Below are 17,834 nucleotides of genomic sequence, written 5' to 3' on the forward strand. Positions count from 1 at the left end.
CATTTCTAAGTTGTATTAGTTCAAAATCGATCTGACGCTTCACTTTGAAAAGAAGATAATTACCAACTTTGATTAAAAGTGGGTAATTGTCAGATCAGGTCTGAATTAGTACAAATAACTTATGAAATTATTCATTATTTATATCATTCCCTTTTAGATTCAGTTTCATCAATGAATGACACAGAACTCAGAAATTCTTATTTCATCACTAGTCTCTAAAATTCTCGTCGTCTAAAAACTACGATTGTATTACAATCAGGCCAAAACAATTCTCTATCTGTCACTTTTACCATAAAATCATAGTCAATAGGCGACTCTTGAAGTGCCTCAAATTCACTTTTTAGATCTTCAATCTCCTCAAAATCATCATCATTTTCTGATTCAAGAACAATAGTAACAGTTACACAACCATTATTTTGACTAATATAAACCATCCGAAAATTAGCAGATATTACACCTAATAAAGCCTGCATCAATATTAGGGATTGTTTTCGAAGATAATCTAGCATTACTTATCACTCCAATTTGGATTCATAGGTACAATGCTTGGTGATTTTGTACCTTTGACCATGAATATATTTGTTGCTTGTTTATATGTTCCAGAAACAACGTTAGAGACATTAGTCCCAGTAACATCTTCGACTGTGATTATCGGAAACCCTTGTTTAGACTTACCGATAATATTTGACTTACCTGAATTATAAGCATCTAGCACCTTCTGAGCATCATCAAGGCTATCCATAAATCCTCCACCACGATATTCCTTCCGCCCCGCAACATGTCTCATTTGCTTTTGACTAATCTTATTACCAACATCAGTAAAACTGTCTAACGAATAATTATTATCAACCCTATCATTAATCATCAGTATCGAGGAGGTTGTTCTTGAATTTGGCAATAACACTGTCCCTCCACCAATTTCCGCTGATTTAGCATCACCCAGCCTAGTCGCCGTCGGATTATTCACCGGAAGAGTCTGATTTGGAACCCGCTGGCGTGCTCCGCCTAAAGCTCTTGGTCCACCGATATCATTCAGATAATCGGATTTCTGCGGTATATCTAAAACACTATCCGGAGTGTCAATGTCGAAGTCAATACGAACATTAGAACCATTGTACTGTTCATAACCTTGCTGTCCCGGAACACTCTCGATTGTCAGTTTATTTTTTGTTTCGCTATTTGAAAGACCCTCAACATCTTTTGTAAAAGTAATATATTTTCCTTTAGGAATACTAGCCTCAGGATCAAGTATATAGTTACCTAGCTTATCTTTTATTGGAAGTTTATTATCGTCCTTTTTAGCTTATCAGGACACACACCTTAAAGTGCGTCATATTTCGGTGCCGGAGGCTGGGAAGATAAATTGTAATTCCGTGGTTTGTGAAAACCACCCGACCAAGAAAACCATTCCGGGAGAATGGTTAGGCTTTTCCGGGCAGGACGCCCGTAAAGCTGGTTCTGGACAACGCACGACCAAGCCCAACAAAGAAAGATTTTCTGGTTCGTCTTTCATCTCTGAAAGATGAACAGGCGCACAGCACACCGATGCCTCTGAAATCGAAAAACGGAATTGTGCGTCATATTTCGGAGCCGGAGGCTAGGCAAATAAAACTTTTGTGTAGGTGTTTGGGACGCAATAACATTCATCAATTTCAATGGCATTTTCGACAGCATCCCAGAGACTTTTGCCCAGCAGCAAAAGTCCCCAAAAGTGCCTTGAGTTTGAGTTCAGCGCGTGTAATCAGGGACGCTTTTATTCGCTCCTGCTCACGAAAAGCTTAAAATTCGTCCCTGAATTTTACCCTGAGATCATCGATCAATTTAGCTTCATTTATTCAGTGTTTTACTTTATTAAAATCAACCACCCAACCAAGAAAACCATTCCGGGAGAATGGTTAGGCTTTTCAGAGCATGGATGCGCTTAAAAGCCGACTCATCCCATACCTGGATTTATAAAAATGGGTGCGACACCAGAATAATGAACAACCTCTTCAGGAACCGTATTTATCGACGCATTTCTTCCACTCTTCCTCTGGTATATATTTTTCTTCTACTTCTTCCAAACTCAATTCACTGACCCGTTTCATAAACAAGCCTGACCAGGAATCATCTTCTGGTATATACGCAAAGTCCATCTTAAATTTACCAGCTTCTGTCAATGTCGCTTTAAAATGTGTCCAAGGTTCTCTATCAAAAGGTGGTAGTCTCTGAAGTTTCTGAGTTAAACAATAAATTTTATCGCAAAATTCATTAGGATAATTATCAAAATCAAAGCATTGAACTAAACCATTGCTATCTATCCACTCTGGTCCTATCTGATAAGTATCAGGATAAATCATCCCTATACAATAAATAGATGAAGCATTCTCTGGCATTATTGACCAAAGAGCTTTGCCTATATGTTGATATATCTTTTGATCATCAGTCATTGTTCACCTGTTTTGAGTAGTGGTTACGTATGACTGTTGCATTATATATGAGAGGTTTCATCTCTTCGTATCTATCTATATGTGATTCTAAAAATTTACTACATGCAGTAATTAAGAAAGAATAAAAATACTCATGAGATACTATTGTACAGTCATCCATAAAACGAATGCATACTCCATCAAATGGTGGTTGCTCCTCTTCATCTAATGTTTCAAAATCACACGAAAAATATTCATTTCCATACCCAATTTTATTCAAAAGCTTCTTAATCACTGATGGAAATTGATTACCATTAATCGAGTTAAAATACCACATCAATATGCTATCTTGATCACCATTATTTGGTTCATTAAAAAGATGAACGTCCATAAATTATTCTCCATTTATCTGTGGATGGAAGTTGACCACTTTACCATCACGAACATAAACTCTAAATTTTATACCATCAACAACTTTATTGAAATATGCCGAACCACTCACTAACTCATCCGGTGTAAGTTGATTTGATGCCTGCCGCCCAAGAGCATATATCCTCTCATCAGAAAAATATTTTGGATCATAGATAGTTTTCTCATAATATTTATCTTTATAACCAGTAATGTTACCAGCCCTATCTTTAGAAGGAATTTGGTAAGTTATTTTTTGATACCCAGAATTTCCGGATCAACAACTTCATCAACTATCTTTAATCCTTTTTCTTGAACAATTTGATCAAAAACGTTTTGATTGTGCCCTCCTATAACACCTTTCGTTTGACGAAAGCCATCTACACTTGAAATATGATTCTTAATATTCGATGAAAATTCAATATGGCTATCAGCATAATTAAAAGTGGTTGTACCAAACTCACCTTCAACAACCGCTGACCCATTGCCTCCGGTATATTTCGGTAATGACGTGTTATCAATCACCGGAAGCGCACCCTTGACTGTCTTTGTGACCTTGCCTATCGCTTCAACGGCTTTGGTCGCGGCCGCTTCTCCGCCCAGACCTAACACGATATTGGTCAGCATCTCACCAACATGCTTCGCTCCCACCTGCTGAGCTTCTTCATTTTTGCCCATCATCCACAGGGCCACAGCAAGGGCATTATTTCTTCAAAGATATCCGCGAGGAAGGGATTGAACTGTTTGCCGCCACCCCAAAACCGCTAGCCGAGCCGGGGGATTTAACCGAAGCAGAAAAGCAGGAAATTGCCCGTAAGCATTATGAACAGTGGTTTGAAAGTGCAGTTCAGTTTATTGCTTTACACCAAGTGACGATGCAAAACCATTGGTTGAAAAAAGCTGCGTTTTTACTCCATCAAGCAAGTGAACATTTATTCGCCTGTACCCTACTCACCTGCACCAATTATTTACCTAAATCCCACAATATCGAAAAACTGGGCAAACTATGCGTCCAAGTCGATGCTGAATTTGCAACCATTTTCCCGCTCGACAACAAATTCCACCGCCGCTGCTTCCGTCGCCTGCAACGCGCCTATATCGAAGCCCGCTATTCGGAGCATTATGAGATCACCGTGGAAGAACTGACTTATTTGGAGGGTGAGGTGCAAAAGCTGAAGGGATTGGTGGAACAGGTTTGTTTGGGGCGGGGGCAGAGCTGAAACCTGACGTGGTCTCAGCTCTGCATCCACTTTGAGTGGCCGACTTATCCCATATCTGGATTTATAAACATGGGCGTGATACCAGAATAATGCACAATCTCTTCAGGAACCGTATTTATCGACGCATTTCTTCCACTCTTCCTCTGGTATATACTTTTCTTCTGCTTCTTCCAAACTCAATTCACTGACCCGTTTCATAAACAAGCCTGGCCAGGAATCATCTTCTGGTATATACGCAAAGTCCATCTTAAATTTACCAGCTTCTGTCAATGTCGCTTTAAAATGTGTCCAAGGCTCTTTTTTATACGGTTCAGTTTTTTGTAATAGTTCAGCCTTGCTAAGAATGAGTCGCGTAACATCTTTCGGGGTCTCTCCAAACTTAAATCCAGAGATTGAACCATCTTGTTTTAGCTTGAAATTTATTGTGCAACCTTTTGATTTAGGGAATATATCACCATAAAAATAAATCTCATAAGCCATATCTGGCATTATATTCCAAAGAGATTTACCTATTTCTGCATATATTTTTTGGTCGTCTGTCATTATTCACCTGTAGGAGTATTTTGCAGTATACGGGTAATTGTCTTACCACTGTTAGCCGAATACCTAACTTTAAAAGTATCAGGTCTCTTACGCTTACCTGAATATATCGGCTCTACCTTCACTTTCACAGAGCCTCCTTTACCAAGAATATTACGCCATTGTGTTTCAAGTTTGTACAAATTACGAGGACACTCATCATAAGTAAATCCATTCCTTGAGGTGCGTGTCCTGATTATTTGCTTTTAATCTGTGTGTCCCATGAGTACTCAAATGAATCACTGAAAGAAGAAAACCATTCCGGGAGAATGGTTAGGCTTTTCCGGGCAGGACGCCCGTAAAAGCTGGTTCTGGACAACGTGAGACGCCGCCAAACAAAACAGATCTTCTGGTTCGTCTTTCATCTCTGAAAGATGAACAGGCGCACAGCACACCGATGCCTCTGAAATCGAAAAACGGAATTGTGCGTCATGCCTCGAAGTCAAAGGCGACAAGAATCACCAGACAAATCAATAAAACCGAACCCCGTCGCATTTCCCTAGGCAACCCATCTAAAACCATGACAAACAGTGTTTTTTGCTGCTCGCTTCTTTTATCCTATGAACCATTCAATCCACACAGACCGAATATCGCTTTATGAAAACAGCCCTCGACCATTTGCCCGAATCCAAACAGCAGGAGCTTGCCACCATATCGACCATTCTGCGTGATACGCTGGACGACTATCTTCAGGGCAAAACAGCGAGTAAAAGCGAGTTTCGCATCTTAAAAATCATCCTGTTCGGCAGCCATGCCAAAGGCAGTTGGGTCAACGATCCGGTCAATGGCTATATCAGCGATTACGATATTTTGGTGATTGTGAACAAAGCCGCACTGGTTGAAGAAGATGTGGTCTGGCAACGCGCCAAAGAGCAGATCGACCGTAAATTCACTTCCGCACCACTGGGATTGATTGTCCATGATTTGCAGGAAGTGAACGAACGGCTACAGCAAGGGCACTACTTTTTTAAGGATATCCGCGAAGAAGGGATTGAGCTGTTTGCCGCCACACCAAAACCATTGGCCGAGCCGGGGGACTTAACCGAAGCAGAAAAGCAGAAAATTGCCCGTAAGCATTATGAACAGTGGTTTGAAAGTGCAGTTCAGTTTATTGCTTTACACCAAGTAACGATGCAAAACCATTGGTTGAAAAAAGCTGCGTTTTTACTCCATCAAGCAAGTGAACATTTATTCGCCTGTACCCTACTCACCTGCACCAATTATTTACCCAAGTCCCACAATATCGAAAAACGCCGCCACCCTTGGTTTTGGTCAGTTTGCGGAATTGGCGATGTACGGCTTCAATAGCATTTGTCGTGTAAATAGCCTTTCGGACGTATTCTGGATATTTGAAGTAAACCGATAAATTTGCCCATTTGTTCCGCCAGGAACGAATCACTATTGGGTATTGCTGTCCCCATTTGGCTTCCAAACGATCCAACTCCATCTCGACCGCTTCTTTGCTGACAGCCCGATAGACTGGCTTCAAGTCGGCCATAAATGCCTTCTGATGCTTAGAGGCAACATATTTCATAGAGTTACGGATTTGGTGAATGATGCATTGCTGAACTTCTGTATCAGGATAGATGGTTGCTATCGCTTCTGGGAAGCCTGTTAGCCCATCCACGCAGGCAATCAAGATATCTTCAACGCCGCGGTTATACAGATCTGTTAGCACGGAGAGCCAGTAATTAGCGCCTTCCGACTCTGACAGATAAAGACCGAGTAGCTCCTTTTTCCCCTCAACATCTAAGCCCAATATTGTGTATATCGCTTTGCTAACATAGCGTCCGTCTTCTTTGATTTTATAGTGGATCGCATCAAGCCAGACAAAGGGATAAAGTGCATCGAGCGGACGTTGCTGCCACTCCTTCAGCTCTGGAATCAAACGGTCTGTAATCCCCGTAATGGTGGCCTCAGAGACCTCAATACCATACATATCTTCTACGTGACCACGGATATCACGGTAGCTCATACCGAGCGAGAACATAGATAAAATCTTACGGTCGATCTCATCGGTCAATTTAGTCTGGTTCTTCTTAACTAACTGGGGTTCAAATGTTCCAGAGCGGTCGCGTGGGGTATCCAGTTCAAACGTGCCGACAGAAGACTTAATCGTTTTCTTGCTTGAGCCGTTCTTACGGTTAGGTTGCTCATCACCTTCAAGGTGCTGTTCGAGTTCTGCTTTCAAAGCAGCTTCTGTGATTTGTTTAATGAGCGGAGTTAAGAAGCCATCTTTACCTGTCAGGTCTTGGCCTGACTGAAGGACTTTAATAGCTTGTTCTAGATCGAAGTCTTTGTTCATGTGTCATTCCTGTTTTGTATATCATACTGAAATAACACAGATTTCTAAACACTACCGATAATTACCAACTTTGATTAAAAGTGGGTAATTGTCAGATCAGGTCTGAATTAGTACACATTACCATTCGCAGACTTAACCTTCAGTTCCATCTTCTCCATTCCCTCAAACTTTGGATCATTCAAGTTTTTGATAATGACATTACCTTCACCTTCCTGAGCTGCTTTCAATGCCATTTGATCTTGAATGCTTTTCGGGACTCTGCTCCATTTGTCTGCGCCCTTTGTAACATTTAATCAACGCTACGTAAGCCTACTCTTCAACTCTTCTATGACTTGCATCATAGCTACAAGCGGGTCAATTTCATCCTGTGAATAGATACTGCACGAAGCCATATCTTCGGGGTAATCAAAATTAGCGTAGACCTCTTGTAGCCGATCAAGCTTGGTCTGTTCATCATAATCGGACTCTGCAATATTAAGAAGATGAGCTAATCTCCATTTATCAAGAGCGGAGGCGGTGTCATCAGTCTGTTTAATCTGATTCAAAATCAGGTTAAACAGCTCATCATCTTCCAAGGATTCTCCGCCAGCGATTATCGCAACGTCCTCATTTTCATTGCCATTGACGAGAAGAGCTACGGCATAATCAATAACATCCTTCCGACTTACCCAACCTTTTTTCAGACCGAGAAGAATAGTAGCCCAACACAATAACCCTAAACTTATCAATACCTTAATCGGTGACATGATGATACTCCCTATTTCTTCGGAATTTGGTTAGGTAGACCAGTGACTGTGCCGCCTGGTATGAACCGTCGATGAGTGACATTACCTTGATCAACAATCCACTCGAAAACACCATCGACTCCGTTATTGCTACCTTGGATCTGTCTTAATTCAGATGTTCGAACAACTTTACCACCCGGCCCTTTAGTTGGAATATCAAACTTGGCTGCATCGCCAGCATAATTATCAATGATGTCGTTGAAACCATGCTAACCATCAGGGAGCTTATTAGCTCTGCCCGTACGAGGCTTGCCAATTACCGATAAATAAGGACACCCGCCCTAATCAATCTCTCATCATCATGAAATCAGTCTGACCATTAATGACCAACAAAGTTAAACTCACTCGCGGTGTCTTTCAATCACTACGCCAATCTTGGTGAGAGTATGAATCTCACGAAACAACAGCTCAAAAAGCAGAGAATCCTCGGGATTCATATTTCCTGAACAATACCATTCAATATCAATTCAGTTGCTGACATTAGTCATCCATTCAAGCCGATGGTTCATCTTTATCAGCAAGCAAAACTTCTCCTAATCATTCAATAACCCTGCATAAAATCGAGCAAAAAAATCATTCACCTTGAGAGCCAACTTAGAAAAAACAGAGCGACTTCAACCTCTGAATGAATCCATTCCTAAGGTGCGTGTCCTGCTTATTCTCTATTAGTATTCCATTTTCCATCCGGGATTCGAAGATCATCTAAAAGCTGTTCAGTATCAAACTTGACTACATAACTTGGTGCAAAAAACTTAGAGTTGAATAAAAACAAACAGGACATACCTTTCACTATCTAAACGTGTGTGTCCCGTTTATTTTATCCTTGTTAAATAATTGGAGTTTATAAAAAACCATGATTTTGTTGTTTAGAAACAACTTCATTAACCTTATTCAGATCTGATAAACTTAATTTTGAAACAACAATCCAACACAAATCATCATTAGAACAACCAAAATAAATAGTTTTATTTCTAATAATTTTATCTGCTGGGAATTCACTTAATTTTACAATCAAAGAACAACCATCAATAAACAAGCTAAAAGAATAATCACAATCTAATATTTTTTTATTCTTCCACAAAGACAAATCACAACCAATCAATCCATCAACACTGTTTGTCAAGAATAACTGTCCCAACATACTGCAGTGTACGATTTCTGAAGACTGTACAATTTTAATTGAACACAAACACCCATTTACAGTATTAAATCCGATTTCTAATAGACAAATATCTGTTACATAACGAAAGAACACCTGCTCATTTGCTTCATCACAAAAATTCAAAAAAAGAGGAACATAATCATCCACATCTAGAGTCACTTCTTTTGATATATATAACTTATTATTTAGAAATTTCATGAATCCTCCAACTGTTAATCCAATTTCCGTGCATGCTTAATAGCAGGAAGCTCGCCAGCTTTCCTAGGAGGTGAAAAAATAACTTCCCAACCATCATTACTTACATAAATTTTATTAAATTGAACTTTATTATTCTGAATAATATTCTTAATACCGTGATGCAAACTACTTAATAATGCTTGTGCACGAATTTCATCCGGTAGATATGTATCTTTAACCCCATCAATGATCCCTTTAGGATTCTGCCATGTAGGAACACTCCCTCCGACATCGATATTTGGAGATGGAACCTTACGAGTCAGCTCTTCATAAAGATGTTTCGTTGCATTTGGTGTAACAAATAAGTCTTTCCCTTCAACATTCATAATATATGCCTGTGGAAGCTGAGTTTCCGAATAATTACCATATGCATCAACACGTTTTATAGAATCCCAAACTGTTCCAGTAATATTCCCTGTATCAGAACTTGTCAGAGTAGCACCACTGTTACTTTGTGTCTCTAACATATCTGGAACCAACACCGTCTCTTCACCAATTACAGCCGAAGAAGAACCAGCAGTCTCACCAATCACCCCATGCGCACTTGACTGCCCGGCAAACTCACCCTCAACAACCGCTGACCCATTGCCCCCGGTATATTTCGGTAATGACGTATTATCAATCACCGGAAGCGCACCCTTGACGGTCTTCGTAACCTTGCCAATCGCTTCAACGGCTTTGGTCGCGGCCGCTTCTCCGCCCAGACCTAACGCGATATTGGTCAGCATCTCACCAACATGCTTCGCTCCCACCTGCTGAGCTTCTTCATTTTTGCCCATCATCCGCAGGGCCAGCATCTCTCCCGTATCCCGCTGGTTATCCGTCAGCATCTGCGTATATGCTTTCGCCATCGCTTTGCCAAATAATACCGGGTGTGAAGCCGCAAACGCTGCAACTTCCGGTAACTGTTTCACGGCATCAACCATGTCATCGAGGCTTTGGGTCGCGCCCGCTTTCATCGCGGATAACTGCTCTGCCGTCAGCTTGCCCTGATAGGTATCTGCCACCGCAACTTCAAGGTTCTGCTTGTAGAAGTTCAGATATTCTGGATTGCGTGCCACCGGTCCGGCAGCCTCACTCTGCGGATAACCGCCCGGATTGTTGACCTCAACACCACTGGTCAGGTTTTCACTGAACAGACTGGTGTCCTTGTACACATCCGATTCAGGGTCTTCGCTGAACCAGTTCGCCACCACATCATCATCTTTGAGCAGCTCTTTACCCTGCGCTTCAGCAAACCCATCCAATAGCTCGTTTGCCGCCGCAACATCATCGCCAATACTGGCATCATCCAGTTGGTAGACTTCAGACCATTTCTCATCCACCCGGCCTGCGGCAACTTGTGCTAAAAGTTTTTCAGCCTTGTCACTCGACATCCCGGTCTTCTGCGCCAGTTGGTCTGACAGCGAGTGAATCGCTTTCATCTCCTGCGGATGTAACTGACGGTACACGACCGGCGCATCACCGACCCGATTGGCAAACTGAGTCCCTTGTGCGGCTGCATGGCTATTGCAGACTGTCGGCAAAATCCGCAGAGTAGTCCGAATAACTGCCACTGGTGTCCAGTTGTCCCAGACGCCGGGCATACTGCTCACCCATCGCTTCGTTTATCGAAGTCCGCTCCGTCTCAGACCCTGCCGTCCCCGTTTGTAAACCCTTCTGCCGTCCCAGCTCCTGACCAATGGCCGTATTAATGATGCTGTGGTTTGGGACGCAATAACATTCATCAATTTCAATGGCATTTTCGACAGCGCCCCAGAGACTTTTGCCCAGCAGCAAAAGTCCCCAAAAGTGCCTTGAGTTTGAGTTCAGCGCGTGTAATCAGGGTCGGATTGATTCGCATCCTGCTCAGGCAATCCTGAAAAATATTCCATGATTTTTCACCCTGAGAGCATCGATCAATTTGGCTTTAAAAATGTTTCTCTCAATTCAAATCAGCCACCAAACCAAGAAAACCATTCCGGGAGAATGGTTAGGCTTTTCCGGGCAGGACGCCCGTAAAAGCTGGTTCTGGACAACGCACGACCAAGCCCAACAAAAAAGATTTTCTGGTTCGTCTTTCATCTCTGAAAGATGAACAGGCGCACAGCACACCGATGCCACTGAAACCGAAAAACGGAATTGTGCGTCATGCCTCGAAGCCAAAGGCGACAAGAATCACCAGACAAATCAATAAAACCGAACCCCGTCGCATTTCCCTAGGCAACCCATCTAAAACCATGACAAACAGTGTTTTTTGCCGCTCGCTTCTTTTATCCTATGAACCATTCAATCCACACAGACCGAATATCGCTTTATGAAAACAGCCCTCGACCATTTGCCCGAATCCAAACAGCACGAGCTTGCCACCATATCGACCATTCTGCGCGATACGCTGGACGACTATCTTCAGGGCAAAACAGCGAGTAAAAGCGAGTTTCGGATCTTAAAAATCATCCTGTTCGGCAGCCATGCCAAAGGCAGTTGGGTCAACGATCCGGTCAATGGCTATATCAGCGATTACGATATTCTGGTGATTGTGAACAAAGCCGCACTGGTTGAGGAAGATGTAGTCTGGCAACGCGCCAAAGAGCAGATTGACCGTAAAGTCACTTCCGCACCGCTGGGATTGATTGTCCATGATTTGCAAGAAGTGAACGAACGGCTACAGCAAGGGCATTATTTCTTCAAAGATATCCGCGAAGAAGGGATTGAACTGTTTGCCGCCACACCCAAACCATTGGCCGAGCCGGGGGATTTAACCGAAGCAGAAAAGCAGGAAATTGCCCGTAAGCATTATGAGCAGTGGTTTACGAGTGCCAACGAATTCTTTATGTGTTTTGAACTCATGACTGCAAATCATCATCTGAAGACTGCGGCATTTCAGCTTCACCAAGTCACTGAAAAATTGTTTGCCTGTACCCTACTCACCTGCACCAATTATTTACCTAAATCCCACAATATCGAAAAACTGGGCAAACTATGCGCCCAAATCGATGCTGAATTTGCGACGATTTTCCCGCTCGACAACAAATTCCACCGCCGCTGCTTCCGCCGCCTGCAACGCGCCTATATCGAAGCTCGTTATTCGGAGCATTATGAGATTACCGTGGAAGAATTATCATATCTGGAGGGTGAGGTGCAAAAGCTGCAAGGATTGGTGGAACGGGTTTGTTTGGAAAGGATGCAGAGCTGAAACCTGACGTGGTCTCAGCTTTGCATCCACTTTGAAGGATGGTTCACCCATATATCTGGATTTATAAATATGGACGTGGCACAGAATAATGAACAGTCTCCATAATATCTATGTGTATTTCCGATGTAGGCTCTCTACATCTAATTTTTCAGATTTAATCAGCAAAAAATCATCTTCCGAAATCTGAACCACATCAAATTTGGTAGCGAAATGCCCTGTGTCATACTCATAAAAATATTTACCTCCATCATGCCAAACTCTCCAATAATTACCAATAACTTCATCATCAGAGACAGAACGCTTATGCTCCTTAGGGTCAAAGGTTTTCCCTACCTCAACGTAACGTAAATTTTTCATCATTGAATTATCCCAGACTGAGTCAGTGTAAGCCGAAGAGCTCTAAAATGATACGCCTCTAGTTTAATGGATAGTTACACTATATCTGGATCTATAAAAATGGGCGTGACACAGAATAATGAACGCCCTCATAAATCATATAGACAATTTATCTGAGATTAAATATGCTTGCTGCATTTTCTTTTCCAGCTTTTCACTAGAAACCCTGTTGTCATAAATCATTCTAAAATCACCATCTAGATAGCCAGATATATTTTTTAATCCCTCTGGATCACGATTTTTCGCTATATTCTTAACTTTTCCCAATCCACGGTATTCTATAGGGTTTTCTCCATAATCTTTCAACAGTTCACTAATTTCATTCATAATTTCAAACAATTCACTACATAGCTTCTCTTTATCCATACTCAGTACCATGCTATTCACCTTATTTAAATTGGTCGGGGAAAAGATTCCGAAATTCATCCAAAGTATATGTAATACCTGTTTTCCCATCCTTAATTGCTGATATCCAACTTATTGGGTATTCTTGCGGTAACAAGATTTGATCTGCTCCACCTTTGTGATAAATACGATTCCCTGATTTAGAAGTTTGTGGTGCTACTTTACCAATATTTAAAGTAGTTCCTTCTGGAATATCTAGTTGCGCTTCAAAACGTTGATTACTCCATCTTTTGAATACCGCTGTTTCAGATCTAGAAGCATTTGGTGTAGTAGAAGCAAATCCACCATTTGCCTTAGCCTGATTACCTGTTCCCCCAAACTTCCTAAACAAAACAACAGGTGTTGTAGTTTCAACCGTTACATAATTTCCATCTAAGAATGTTCTTTGGATTCCTCGGGGTAATGTATCTTGATCAACAAGTCGAACACTGTTATTGATTGCAGTTAAAACAGGTAAGTTATTCGGAACTGAGCTTCTACTCAGAGAAGAACTTTCATTCAGCAAGGATGACTCATTTTTTACTACTGGAGCAACCACCTTTCCTTCTGTAGATACAACCTTCACCGCCTTCGTCACTTTCCCTATCGCTTCAACGGCTTTGGTCGCGGCCGCTTCTCCGCCCAGACCTAACGCGATATTGGTCAGCATCTCACCAACATGCTTCGCTCCCACCTGCTGAGCTTCTTCATTTTTGCCCATCATCCGCAGGGCCAGCATCTCTCCCGTATCCCGCTGGTTATCCGTCAGCATCTGCGTATATGCTTTCGCCATCGCTTTGCCAAATAATACCGGGTGTGAAGCCGCAAACGCTGCAACTTCCGGTAACTGTTTCACGGCATCAACCATGTCATCGAGGCTTTGGGTCGCGCCCGCTTTCATCGCGGATAACTGCTCTGCCGTCAGCTTGCCCTGATAGGTATCTGCCACCGCAACTTCAAGGTTCTGCTTGTAGAAGTTCAGATATTCTGGATTGCGTGCCACCGGTCCGGCAGCCTCACTCTGCGGATAACCGCCCGGATTGTTGACCTCAACACCACTGGTCAGGTTTTCACTGAACAGACTGGTGTCCTTGTACACATCCGATTCAGGGTCTTCGCTGAACCAGTTCGCCACCACATCATCATCTTTGAGCAGCTCTTTACCCTGCGCTTCAGCAAACCCATCCAATAGCTCGTTTGCCGCCGCAACATCATCGCCAATACTGGCATCATCCAGTTGGTAGACTTCAGACCATTTCTCATCCACCCGGCCTGCGGCAACTTGTGCTAAAAGTTTTTCAGCCTTGTCACTCGACATCCCGGTCTTCTGCGCCAGTTGGTCTGACAGCGAGTGAATCGCAGCCACCTCTTTCGGGTGTAACTGACGATACACCACATTCGCATCACCTACCTGATTGGCCGATGCGGTGCCCTGCGCCACTATCGAACTGTTTTGTAGGCTGCTGGCAAACGTCTCTGAATAGCTCGAATAGTTGTCACTGCTGTACAACTGTCCCAGACGCCGGGCATACTGCTCACCCATCGCTTCGTTCATCGCCGTCCGGTCTGCCGAATCGCTGATTCCACTCTGAACATCCTTCTGGCGTCCCAGCTCCTGACCGGAGGCCGTATTAATGATGCTGTGGTTTGGGACGCAATAACATTCATCAACTTCAATGGCATTTTCGACAGCGCCCCAGAGACTTTTGCCCAGCAGCAAAAGTCCCCAAAAGTGCCTTGGGTTTGAGTTCAGCGCGTGTAATCAGGGTCGGATTGATTCGCATCCTGCTCAGGCAATCCTGAAAAATATTCCATGATTTTTCCCCCTGAGAACATCGATCAATTTGGCTTTAAAAATGTTTCTCTCAATTCAAATCAGCCACCAAACCAAGAAAACCATTCACGGATGAATGGTTAGGCTTTTCCGGGCAGGACGCCTGTAAAAGCTGGTTCTGGACAACGCACGACCAAGCCCAACAAAAAAAGATTTTCTGGTTCGTCTTTCATCTCTGAAAGATGAACAGGCGCACAGCACACCGATGCCTCTGAAATCGAAAAACGGAATTGTGCGTCATGCCTCGAAGTCAAAGGCGACAAGAATCACCAGACAAATCAATAAAACCGAACCCCGTCGCATTTCCCTAGGCAACCCATCTAAAACCATGACAAACAGTGTTTTTTGCCGCTCGCTTCTTTTATCCTATGAACCATTCAATCCACACAGACCGAATATCGCTTTATGAAAACATCTCTCGACCATTTGCCCGAATCCAAACAGCACGAGCTTCAGAACATTTCAACCATTCTGCGCGATACGCTGGACGACTATCTTCAGGGCAAAACAGCGAGTAAAAGCGAGTTTCGCATCCTAAAAATCATCCTGTTCGGCAGCCATGCCAAAGGCAGTTGGGTCAACGATCCGGTCAATGGCTATATCAGCGATTACGATATTCTGGTGATTGTGAATAAAGCCGCACTGGTTGAAGAAGATGTGGTCTGGCAACGCGCCAAAGAGCAGATCGACCGTAAAGTCACTTCCGCACCGCTGGGATTGATTGTCCATGATTTGCAGGAAGTGAACGAACGGCTACAGCAAGGGCACTACTTTTTTAAGGATATCCGTGAAGAAGGGATTGAACTGTTTGCCGCCACGCCAAAACCGCTGGCAGAGCCGGGGGATTTAACCGAAGCAGAGCAACGGGAGATCGCTCGTAAGCATTATGAACAGTGGTTTACGAGTACCAACGAATTCTTTATGTGTTTTGAACTCATGACTGCGAATCATCATCTGAAGACTGCGGCATTTCAGCTTCACCAAGTCACGGAAAAATTGTTTGCCTGTACCCTACTCACCTGCACCAATTATTTACCCAAATCCCACAACATCGAAAAACTGGGGAAACTATGCGCCCAAATCGATGCTGAATTTGCAACGATTTTCCCGCTCGACAACAAATTCCACCGCCGTAGTTTCCGCCGCCTGCAACGCGCCTATATCGAAGCCCGCTACTCGGAGCATTATGAGATCACCGAAGAAGAATTGGCATATCTGGAGGGTGAGGTGCAAAAGCTGAAAGAATTGGTGGAACGGGTTTGTTTGGGGCGGATTGGGTGAAAGGGCTGGAACGGGTGGTTCCAGCATGGGGGCGCTTGCCTCTATCTGGGTTTGTGGAAATGGGCGTGACATAGGATAGTGAACAGTCTCTCTCAATCTCTACATTATCCCCAGAAAATTAGTAAACTTTTAAGAAGATTGCGTTCACTTTCTGAAAACGGAGTGTAAATACCATATGCTTTTCTGTAAGCCATAATACGACGATGAATTTCTCGCATTGGTATAGTTTTTCTAGCCTTAGAATCTCCTAGTATCTTTAATAGCTCAATTTTTTCATCGTCGTGTAATACAACCCTACTTATGAGCTCCTCTAGTTGATCTAATGCATCACTAACAGGAATATCACATCTACCAGTCATTTTATTACTCCTCTGGTAAGATCTCAGAACTATTATACTTCAGCACTTTACCATCTGCATGCAGCTGTTGAGTTCCCTCCTTTACCAAACTCATCGCCAAAATAAGGACACACGCCATAAGTAAATCCATCCCTTGAATGTGTGTGCCCTGCCTATTTCCCAGCTCAGTTGATGAGCTACTGCACAGCAAAGAAGCAGCTAAGGGTCATAAACTCGGACCTGCGTCGAAGTTGCAACAACAGATCGAACAGTTAAGGCTACAGCCAAGAGCTAAGCAGCAGTTTGTGATGGAGATGTTAGATACGGTGATCCAGCAAGCCGCACATTAAAAAGCCAGCTAGTGCGGGCTTTCTTAAACAAAACTGTACTATAAAACAGTCTTAAGTTCTGATAGTAAAAAGGAGCCAAAGCTATCAGCGACTTTTTCAGCTACTCCATCAGCTCCATACCTAACAATAGGATTTTCTCCATCTAACCCTGTTGTTTTAGTATCCACCGCATAAAGTGTACCGTCATCTAAACCATAGATAAGTACTAGATGATCCGGCAAACCAGATGCCTTACGTTCATGCAGCGTCAACCAAATAGCATTTGGTACTGAAGAGCTTTCAAAGTTATCATCAATTAGTCCATAAAACTCTAAACCTTCAATGTCCCCGCAACCCAATGTTTTTAAGAACACTCGATATGATGGTGGGAATTTTAAGTTTAAGGCAGACTCAGCTTTCTCAATCAGAGCAATATCTTTTTCACCCTCGAAATCACCACCAAAATCATTGATTAGCTGAAAAGCCTCATTTAAATCATTCATATTCAGACAACCTATCAAATTAAAAATCATTTGCTCGGAATTTCTAATAATCTGTTCGCCATTTATTGATTGGTGCTCTCATCATTATCAGACAAAAGCAAACTTAGAGACATATCAATCCATTGATATGACGACATACCTTCAGATTCTGGTCTAAAGCTTCCGCCAATGTCGTTAATAAAACTCTGGGGTAAGTCATCAGTCTCACGCAGTGCTAAAAGGCAACTGTACAGCTCGTGAACTGTGTCTTCTGTTTCACATTTTACAAAACTCTCCATCAAAGACTTAGAGGTAGTGTGGTCATAGCGCCAGTCTTGATGAAAATATGCTTCAGCTAGATACCGTAAAATACTATCCATTTATTACCTATTCATTTGGTTTGGGAAAAGAAATCTTATTCCAATCACCTTTCACTCCCCGTTGAAGATTTACGGGTTGATTTGTCTTCTCAATCATCCCCTGCGCACTTGACTGCCCAGCAAACTCACCC

Annotated in this window: 23 protein-coding genes and 1 pseudogene; 5 read left to right on the top strand and 19 right to left on the bottom strand. The window is 42.7% G+C overall.

Going from position 1 to position 17,834, the window contains the following annotated elements:
• Window positions 1-215 precede the first annotated feature (215 nt).
• The 5 genes from BSQ33_RS19460 to BSQ33_RS19485 all read right to left on the bottom strand — a co-directional run bounded on the left by BSQ33_RS19460 (window position 216) and on the right by BSQ33_RS19485 (window position 3,497).
• On the bottom strand, window positions 216-509 hold the full coding sequence (locus BSQ33_RS19460) for a hypothetical protein (protein WP_088135001.1): 294 nt from the start codon (window positions 507-509) through the stop codon (window positions 216-218).
• Window positions 509-967 carry a hypothetical protein gene (locus tag BSQ33_RS19465; RefSeq protein ID WP_088135002.1) on the bottom strand — a complete coding sequence of 153 codons (459 nt, stop codon included), beginning with the start codon at window positions 965-967 and terminating at the stop codon, window positions 509-511. The genes BSQ33_RS19460 and BSQ33_RS19465 overlap by 1 nt, the downstream gene beginning before the upstream one ends.
• 1,024 nt (window positions 968-1,991) lie before the next feature.
• Window positions 1,992-2,429 carry an immunity protein YezG family protein gene (locus tag BSQ33_RS19470; protein ID WP_088134972.1) on the bottom strand — a complete coding sequence of 146 codons (438 nt, stop codon included), beginning with the start codon at window positions 2,427-2,429 and terminating at the stop codon, window positions 1,992-1,994.
• Window positions 2,422-2,799: a ribonuclease toxin immunity protein CdiI gene (gene cdiI / locus BSQ33_RS19475; protein WP_088135003.1), complete on the bottom strand. Its 378-nt coding sequence runs from the start codon at window positions 2,797-2,799 to the stop codon at window positions 2,422-2,424. The genes BSQ33_RS19470 and cdiI overlap by 8 nt, the downstream gene beginning before the upstream one ends.
• 266 nt (window positions 2,800-3,065) lie before the next feature.
• On the bottom strand, window positions 3,066-3,497 hold the full coding sequence (locus tag BSQ33_RS19485) for a hypothetical protein (RefSeq protein WP_088135005.1): 432 nt from the start codon (window positions 3,495-3,497) through the stop codon (window positions 3,066-3,068).
• 194 nt (window positions 3,498-3,691) lie between these two features.
• On the opposite strand from BSQ33_RS19485, the gene BSQ33_RS19490 reads away from it, so the two are divergent.
• Entirely contained in the window at window positions 3,692-4,036 is a 345-nt protein-coding gene (locus BSQ33_RS19490; RefSeq protein ID WP_232471996.1) for a HEPN domain-containing protein, read from the top strand.
• A gap of 102 nt (window positions 4,037-4,138) precedes the next feature.
• Here BSQ33_RS19490 and BSQ33_RS19495 read toward each other — a convergent pair whose 3' ends face one another.
• Both BSQ33_RS19495 and BSQ33_RS22300 read right to left on the bottom strand, forming a co-directional pair.
• On the bottom strand, window positions 4,139-4,579 hold the full coding sequence (locus tag BSQ33_RS19495) for an immunity protein YezG family protein (protein ID WP_088135007.1): 441 nt from the start codon (window positions 4,577-4,579) through the stop codon (window positions 4,139-4,141).
• The gene (locus BSQ33_RS22300; RefSeq protein WP_420070640.1) at window positions 4,579-4,707 is read right to left on the bottom strand and encodes a hypothetical protein; all 129 of its coding nucleotides are present in this window, start codon (window positions 4,705-4,707) and stop codon (window positions 4,579-4,581) included. The genes BSQ33_RS19495 and BSQ33_RS22300 overlap by 1 nt, the downstream gene beginning before the upstream one ends.
• 505 nt (window positions 4,708-5,212) lie before the next feature.
• Between BSQ33_RS22300 and BSQ33_RS19505 the strand changes: the two genes are divergently transcribed.
• The gene (locus BSQ33_RS19505; RefSeq protein WP_088135008.1) at window positions 5,213-5,923 is read left to right on the top strand and encodes a nucleotidyltransferase domain-containing protein; all 711 of its coding nucleotides are present in this window, start codon (window positions 5,213-5,215) and stop codon (window positions 5,921-5,923) included.
• On the opposite strand, the pseudogene BSQ33_RS19510 reads toward BSQ33_RS19505, so the two are convergent.
• From BSQ33_RS19510 to BSQ33_RS19530, 6 genes and pseudogenes are all read right to left on the bottom strand, one after another.
• Window positions 5,874-6,920, bottom strand: a pseudogene (locus BSQ33_RS19510) (IS256 family transposase); the annotation flags it as partial. The gene BSQ33_RS19505 and the pseudogene BSQ33_RS19510 overlap by 50 nt on opposite strands.
• A 107-nt stretch (window positions 6,921-7,027) precedes the next feature.
• On the bottom strand, window positions 7,028-7,153 hold the full coding sequence (locus BSQ33_RS22150; protein WP_269768126.1) for a hypothetical protein: 126 nt from the start codon (window positions 7,151-7,153) through the stop codon (window positions 7,028-7,030).
• 66 nt (window positions 7,154-7,219) lie between these two features.
• Entirely contained in the window at window positions 7,220-7,666 is a 447-nt protein-coding gene (locus BSQ33_RS19515) for a DUF2247 family protein (RefSeq protein WP_088135010.1), read from the bottom strand.
• 880 nt (window positions 7,667-8,546) lie between these two features.
• Window positions 8,547-9,065: a hypothetical protein gene (locus BSQ33_RS19520; RefSeq protein ID WP_088135011.1), complete on the bottom strand. Its 519-nt coding sequence runs from the start codon at window positions 9,063-9,065 to the stop codon at window positions 8,547-8,549.
• A 14-nt stretch (window positions 9,066-9,079) separates the two neighbouring features.
• Window positions 9,080-10,690 (bottom strand): hypothetical protein, encoded by a 1,611-nt coding sequence (locus tag BSQ33_RS19525; RefSeq protein WP_198298200.1) that lies wholly within the window; start codon window positions 10,688-10,690, stop codon window positions 9,080-9,082.
• Entirely contained in the window at window positions 10,611-10,883 is a 273-nt protein-coding gene (locus BSQ33_RS19530) for a hypothetical protein (protein ID WP_088135013.1), read from the bottom strand. The genes BSQ33_RS19525 and BSQ33_RS19530 overlap by 80 nt, the downstream gene beginning before the upstream one ends.
• Window positions 10,884-11,400: 517 nt before the next feature.
• Here BSQ33_RS19530 and BSQ33_RS19535 point away from each other — a divergent pair.
• Entirely contained in the window at window positions 11,401-12,279 is an 879-nt protein-coding gene (locus tag BSQ33_RS19535; RefSeq protein ID WP_088135014.1) for a HEPN domain-containing protein, read from the top strand.
• A gap of 108 nt (window positions 12,280-12,387) precedes the next feature.
• Here the strand turns inward: BSQ33_RS19535 and BSQ33_RS19540 are convergent, their stop codons facing one another.
• From BSQ33_RS19540 to BSQ33_RS19550, 3 genes are all read right to left on the bottom strand, one after another.
• Window positions 12,388-12,639 (bottom strand): hypothetical protein, encoded by a 252-nt coding sequence (locus BSQ33_RS19540; protein ID WP_088135015.1) that lies wholly within the window; start codon window positions 12,637-12,639, stop codon window positions 12,388-12,390.
• A 132-nt stretch (window positions 12,640-12,771) separates the two neighbouring features.
• Window positions 12,772-13,041: a hypothetical protein gene (locus tag BSQ33_RS19545; protein WP_157721453.1), complete on the bottom strand. Its 270-nt coding sequence runs from the start codon at window positions 13,039-13,041 to the stop codon at window positions 12,772-12,774.
• 22 nt (window positions 13,042-13,063) lie between these two features.
• On the bottom strand, window positions 13,064-14,779 hold the full coding sequence (locus BSQ33_RS19550) for a hypothetical protein (RefSeq protein WP_088135017.1): 1,716 nt from the start codon (window positions 14,777-14,779) through the stop codon (window positions 13,064-13,066).
• 519 nt (window positions 14,780-15,298) lie between these two features.
• Between BSQ33_RS19550 and BSQ33_RS19555 the strand changes: the two genes are divergently transcribed.
• A complete protein-coding gene (locus BSQ33_RS19555) occupies window positions 15,299-16,174 on the top strand; it encodes a HEPN domain-containing protein (protein ID WP_088135018.1) in 876 nt (291 codons plus the stop codon).
• Between the two features lie 104 nt (window positions 16,175-16,278).
• Here the strand turns inward: BSQ33_RS19555 and BSQ33_RS19560 are convergent, their stop codons facing one another.
• A complete protein-coding gene (locus BSQ33_RS19560) occupies window positions 16,279-16,533 on the bottom strand; it encodes a hypothetical protein (protein ID WP_021021114.1) in 255 nt (84 codons plus the stop codon).
• A gap of 143 nt (window positions 16,534-16,676) precedes the next feature.
• On the opposite strand from BSQ33_RS19560, the gene BSQ33_RS19565 reads away from it, so the two are divergent.
• Window positions 16,677-16,862, top strand: a complete 186-nt coding sequence (locus tag BSQ33_RS19565; RefSeq protein ID WP_232471997.1) for a hypothetical protein — start codon at window positions 16,677-16,679, stop codon at window positions 16,860-16,862.
• Between the two features lie 38 nt (window positions 16,863-16,900).
• On the opposite strand, the gene BSQ33_RS19570 is transcribed toward BSQ33_RS19565, so the two are convergent.
• On the bottom strand, window positions 16,901-17,344 hold the full coding sequence (locus BSQ33_RS19570) for an SMI1/KNR4 family protein (protein ID WP_157721454.1): 444 nt from the start codon (window positions 17,342-17,344) through the stop codon (window positions 16,901-16,903).
• A gap of 62 nt (window positions 17,345-17,406) precedes the next feature.
• The gene (locus tag BSQ33_RS19575) at window positions 17,407-17,703 is read right to left on the bottom strand and encodes a contact-dependent growth inhibition system immunity protein (RefSeq protein ID WP_088135020.1); all 297 of its coding nucleotides are present in this window, start codon (window positions 17,701-17,703) and stop codon (window positions 17,407-17,409) included.
• Window positions 17,704-17,834 lie beyond the last annotated feature (131 nt).

This window comes from Vibrio gazogenes, from assembly GCF_002196515.1.
In the GTDB taxonomy this organism is placed as follows: Bacteria; Pseudomonadota; Gammaproteobacteria; order Enterobacterales; family Vibrionaceae; genus Vibrio; species Vibrio gazogenes_A.

Excerpts from the sequence above, each read along its gene's own strand:
- BSQ33_RS19460 (WP_088135001.1), bottom strand. The coding sequence starts at position 509 with ATGCTAGATTATCTTCGAAAACAATCCCTAATATTGATGCAGGCTTTA.
- BSQ33_RS19470 (WP_088134972.1), bottom strand. The coding sequence starts at position 2,429 with ATGACTGATGATCAAAAGATATATCAACATATAGGCAAAGCTCTTTGG.
- cdiI (WP_088135003.1), bottom strand. The coding sequence starts at position 2,799 with ATGGACGTTCATCTTTTTAATGAACCAAATAATGGTGATCAAGATAGC.
- BSQ33_RS19485 (WP_088135005.1), bottom strand. The coding sequence starts at position 3,497 with ATGATGGGCAAAAATGAAGAAGCTCAGCAGGTGGGAGCGAAGCATGTT.
- BSQ33_RS19490 (WP_232471996.1), top strand. The coding sequence starts at position 3,692 with ATGCAAAACCATTGGTTGAAAAAAGCTGCGTTTTTACTCCATCAAGCA.
- BSQ33_RS19495 (WP_088135007.1), bottom strand. The coding sequence starts at position 4,579 with ATGACAGACGACCAAAAAATATATGCAGAAATAGGTAAATCTCTTTGG.
- BSQ33_RS19505 (WP_088135008.1), top strand. The coding sequence starts at position 5,213 with ATGAAAACAGCCCTCGACCATTTGCCCGAATCCAAACAGCAGGAGCTT.
- BSQ33_RS22150 (WP_269768126.1), bottom strand. The coding sequence starts at position 7,153 with ATGGCATTGAAAGCAGCTCAGGAAGGTGAAGGTAATGTCATTATCAAA.
- BSQ33_RS19515 (WP_088135010.1), bottom strand. The coding sequence starts at position 7,666 with ATGTCACCGATTAAGGTATTGATAAGTTTAGGGTTATTGTGTTGGGCT.
- BSQ33_RS19520 (WP_088135011.1), bottom strand. The coding sequence starts at position 9,065 with ATGAAATTTCTAAATAATAAGTTATATATATCAAAAGAAGTGACTCTA.
- BSQ33_RS19525 (WP_198298200.1), bottom strand. The coding sequence starts at position 10,690 with ATGCCCGGCGTCTGGGACAACTGGACACCAGTGGCAGTTATTCGGACT.
- BSQ33_RS19535 (WP_088135014.1), top strand. The coding sequence starts at position 11,401 with ATGAAAACAGCCCTCGACCATTTGCCCGAATCCAAACAGCACGAGCTT.
- BSQ33_RS19540 (WP_088135015.1), bottom strand. The coding sequence starts at position 12,639 with ATGATGAAAAATTTACGTTACGTTGAGGTAGGGAAAACCTTTGACCCT.
- BSQ33_RS19545 (WP_157721453.1), bottom strand. The coding sequence starts at position 13,041 with ATGGATAAAGAGAAGCTATGTAGTGAATTGTTTGAAATTATGAATGAA.
- BSQ33_RS19555 (WP_088135018.1), top strand. The coding sequence starts at position 15,299 with ATGAAAACATCTCTCGACCATTTGCCCGAATCCAAACAGCACGAGCTT.
- BSQ33_RS19560 (WP_021021114.1), bottom strand. The coding sequence starts at position 16,533 with ATGACTGGTAGATGTGATATTCCTGTTAGTGATGCATTAGATCAACTA.
- BSQ33_RS19570 (WP_157721454.1), bottom strand. The coding sequence starts at position 17,344 with ATGAATGATTTAAATGAGGCTTTTCAGCTAATCAATGATTTTGGTGGT.
- BSQ33_RS19575 (WP_088135020.1), bottom strand. The coding sequence starts at position 17,703 with ATGGATAGTATTTTACGGTATCTAGCTGAAGCATATTTTCATCAAGAC.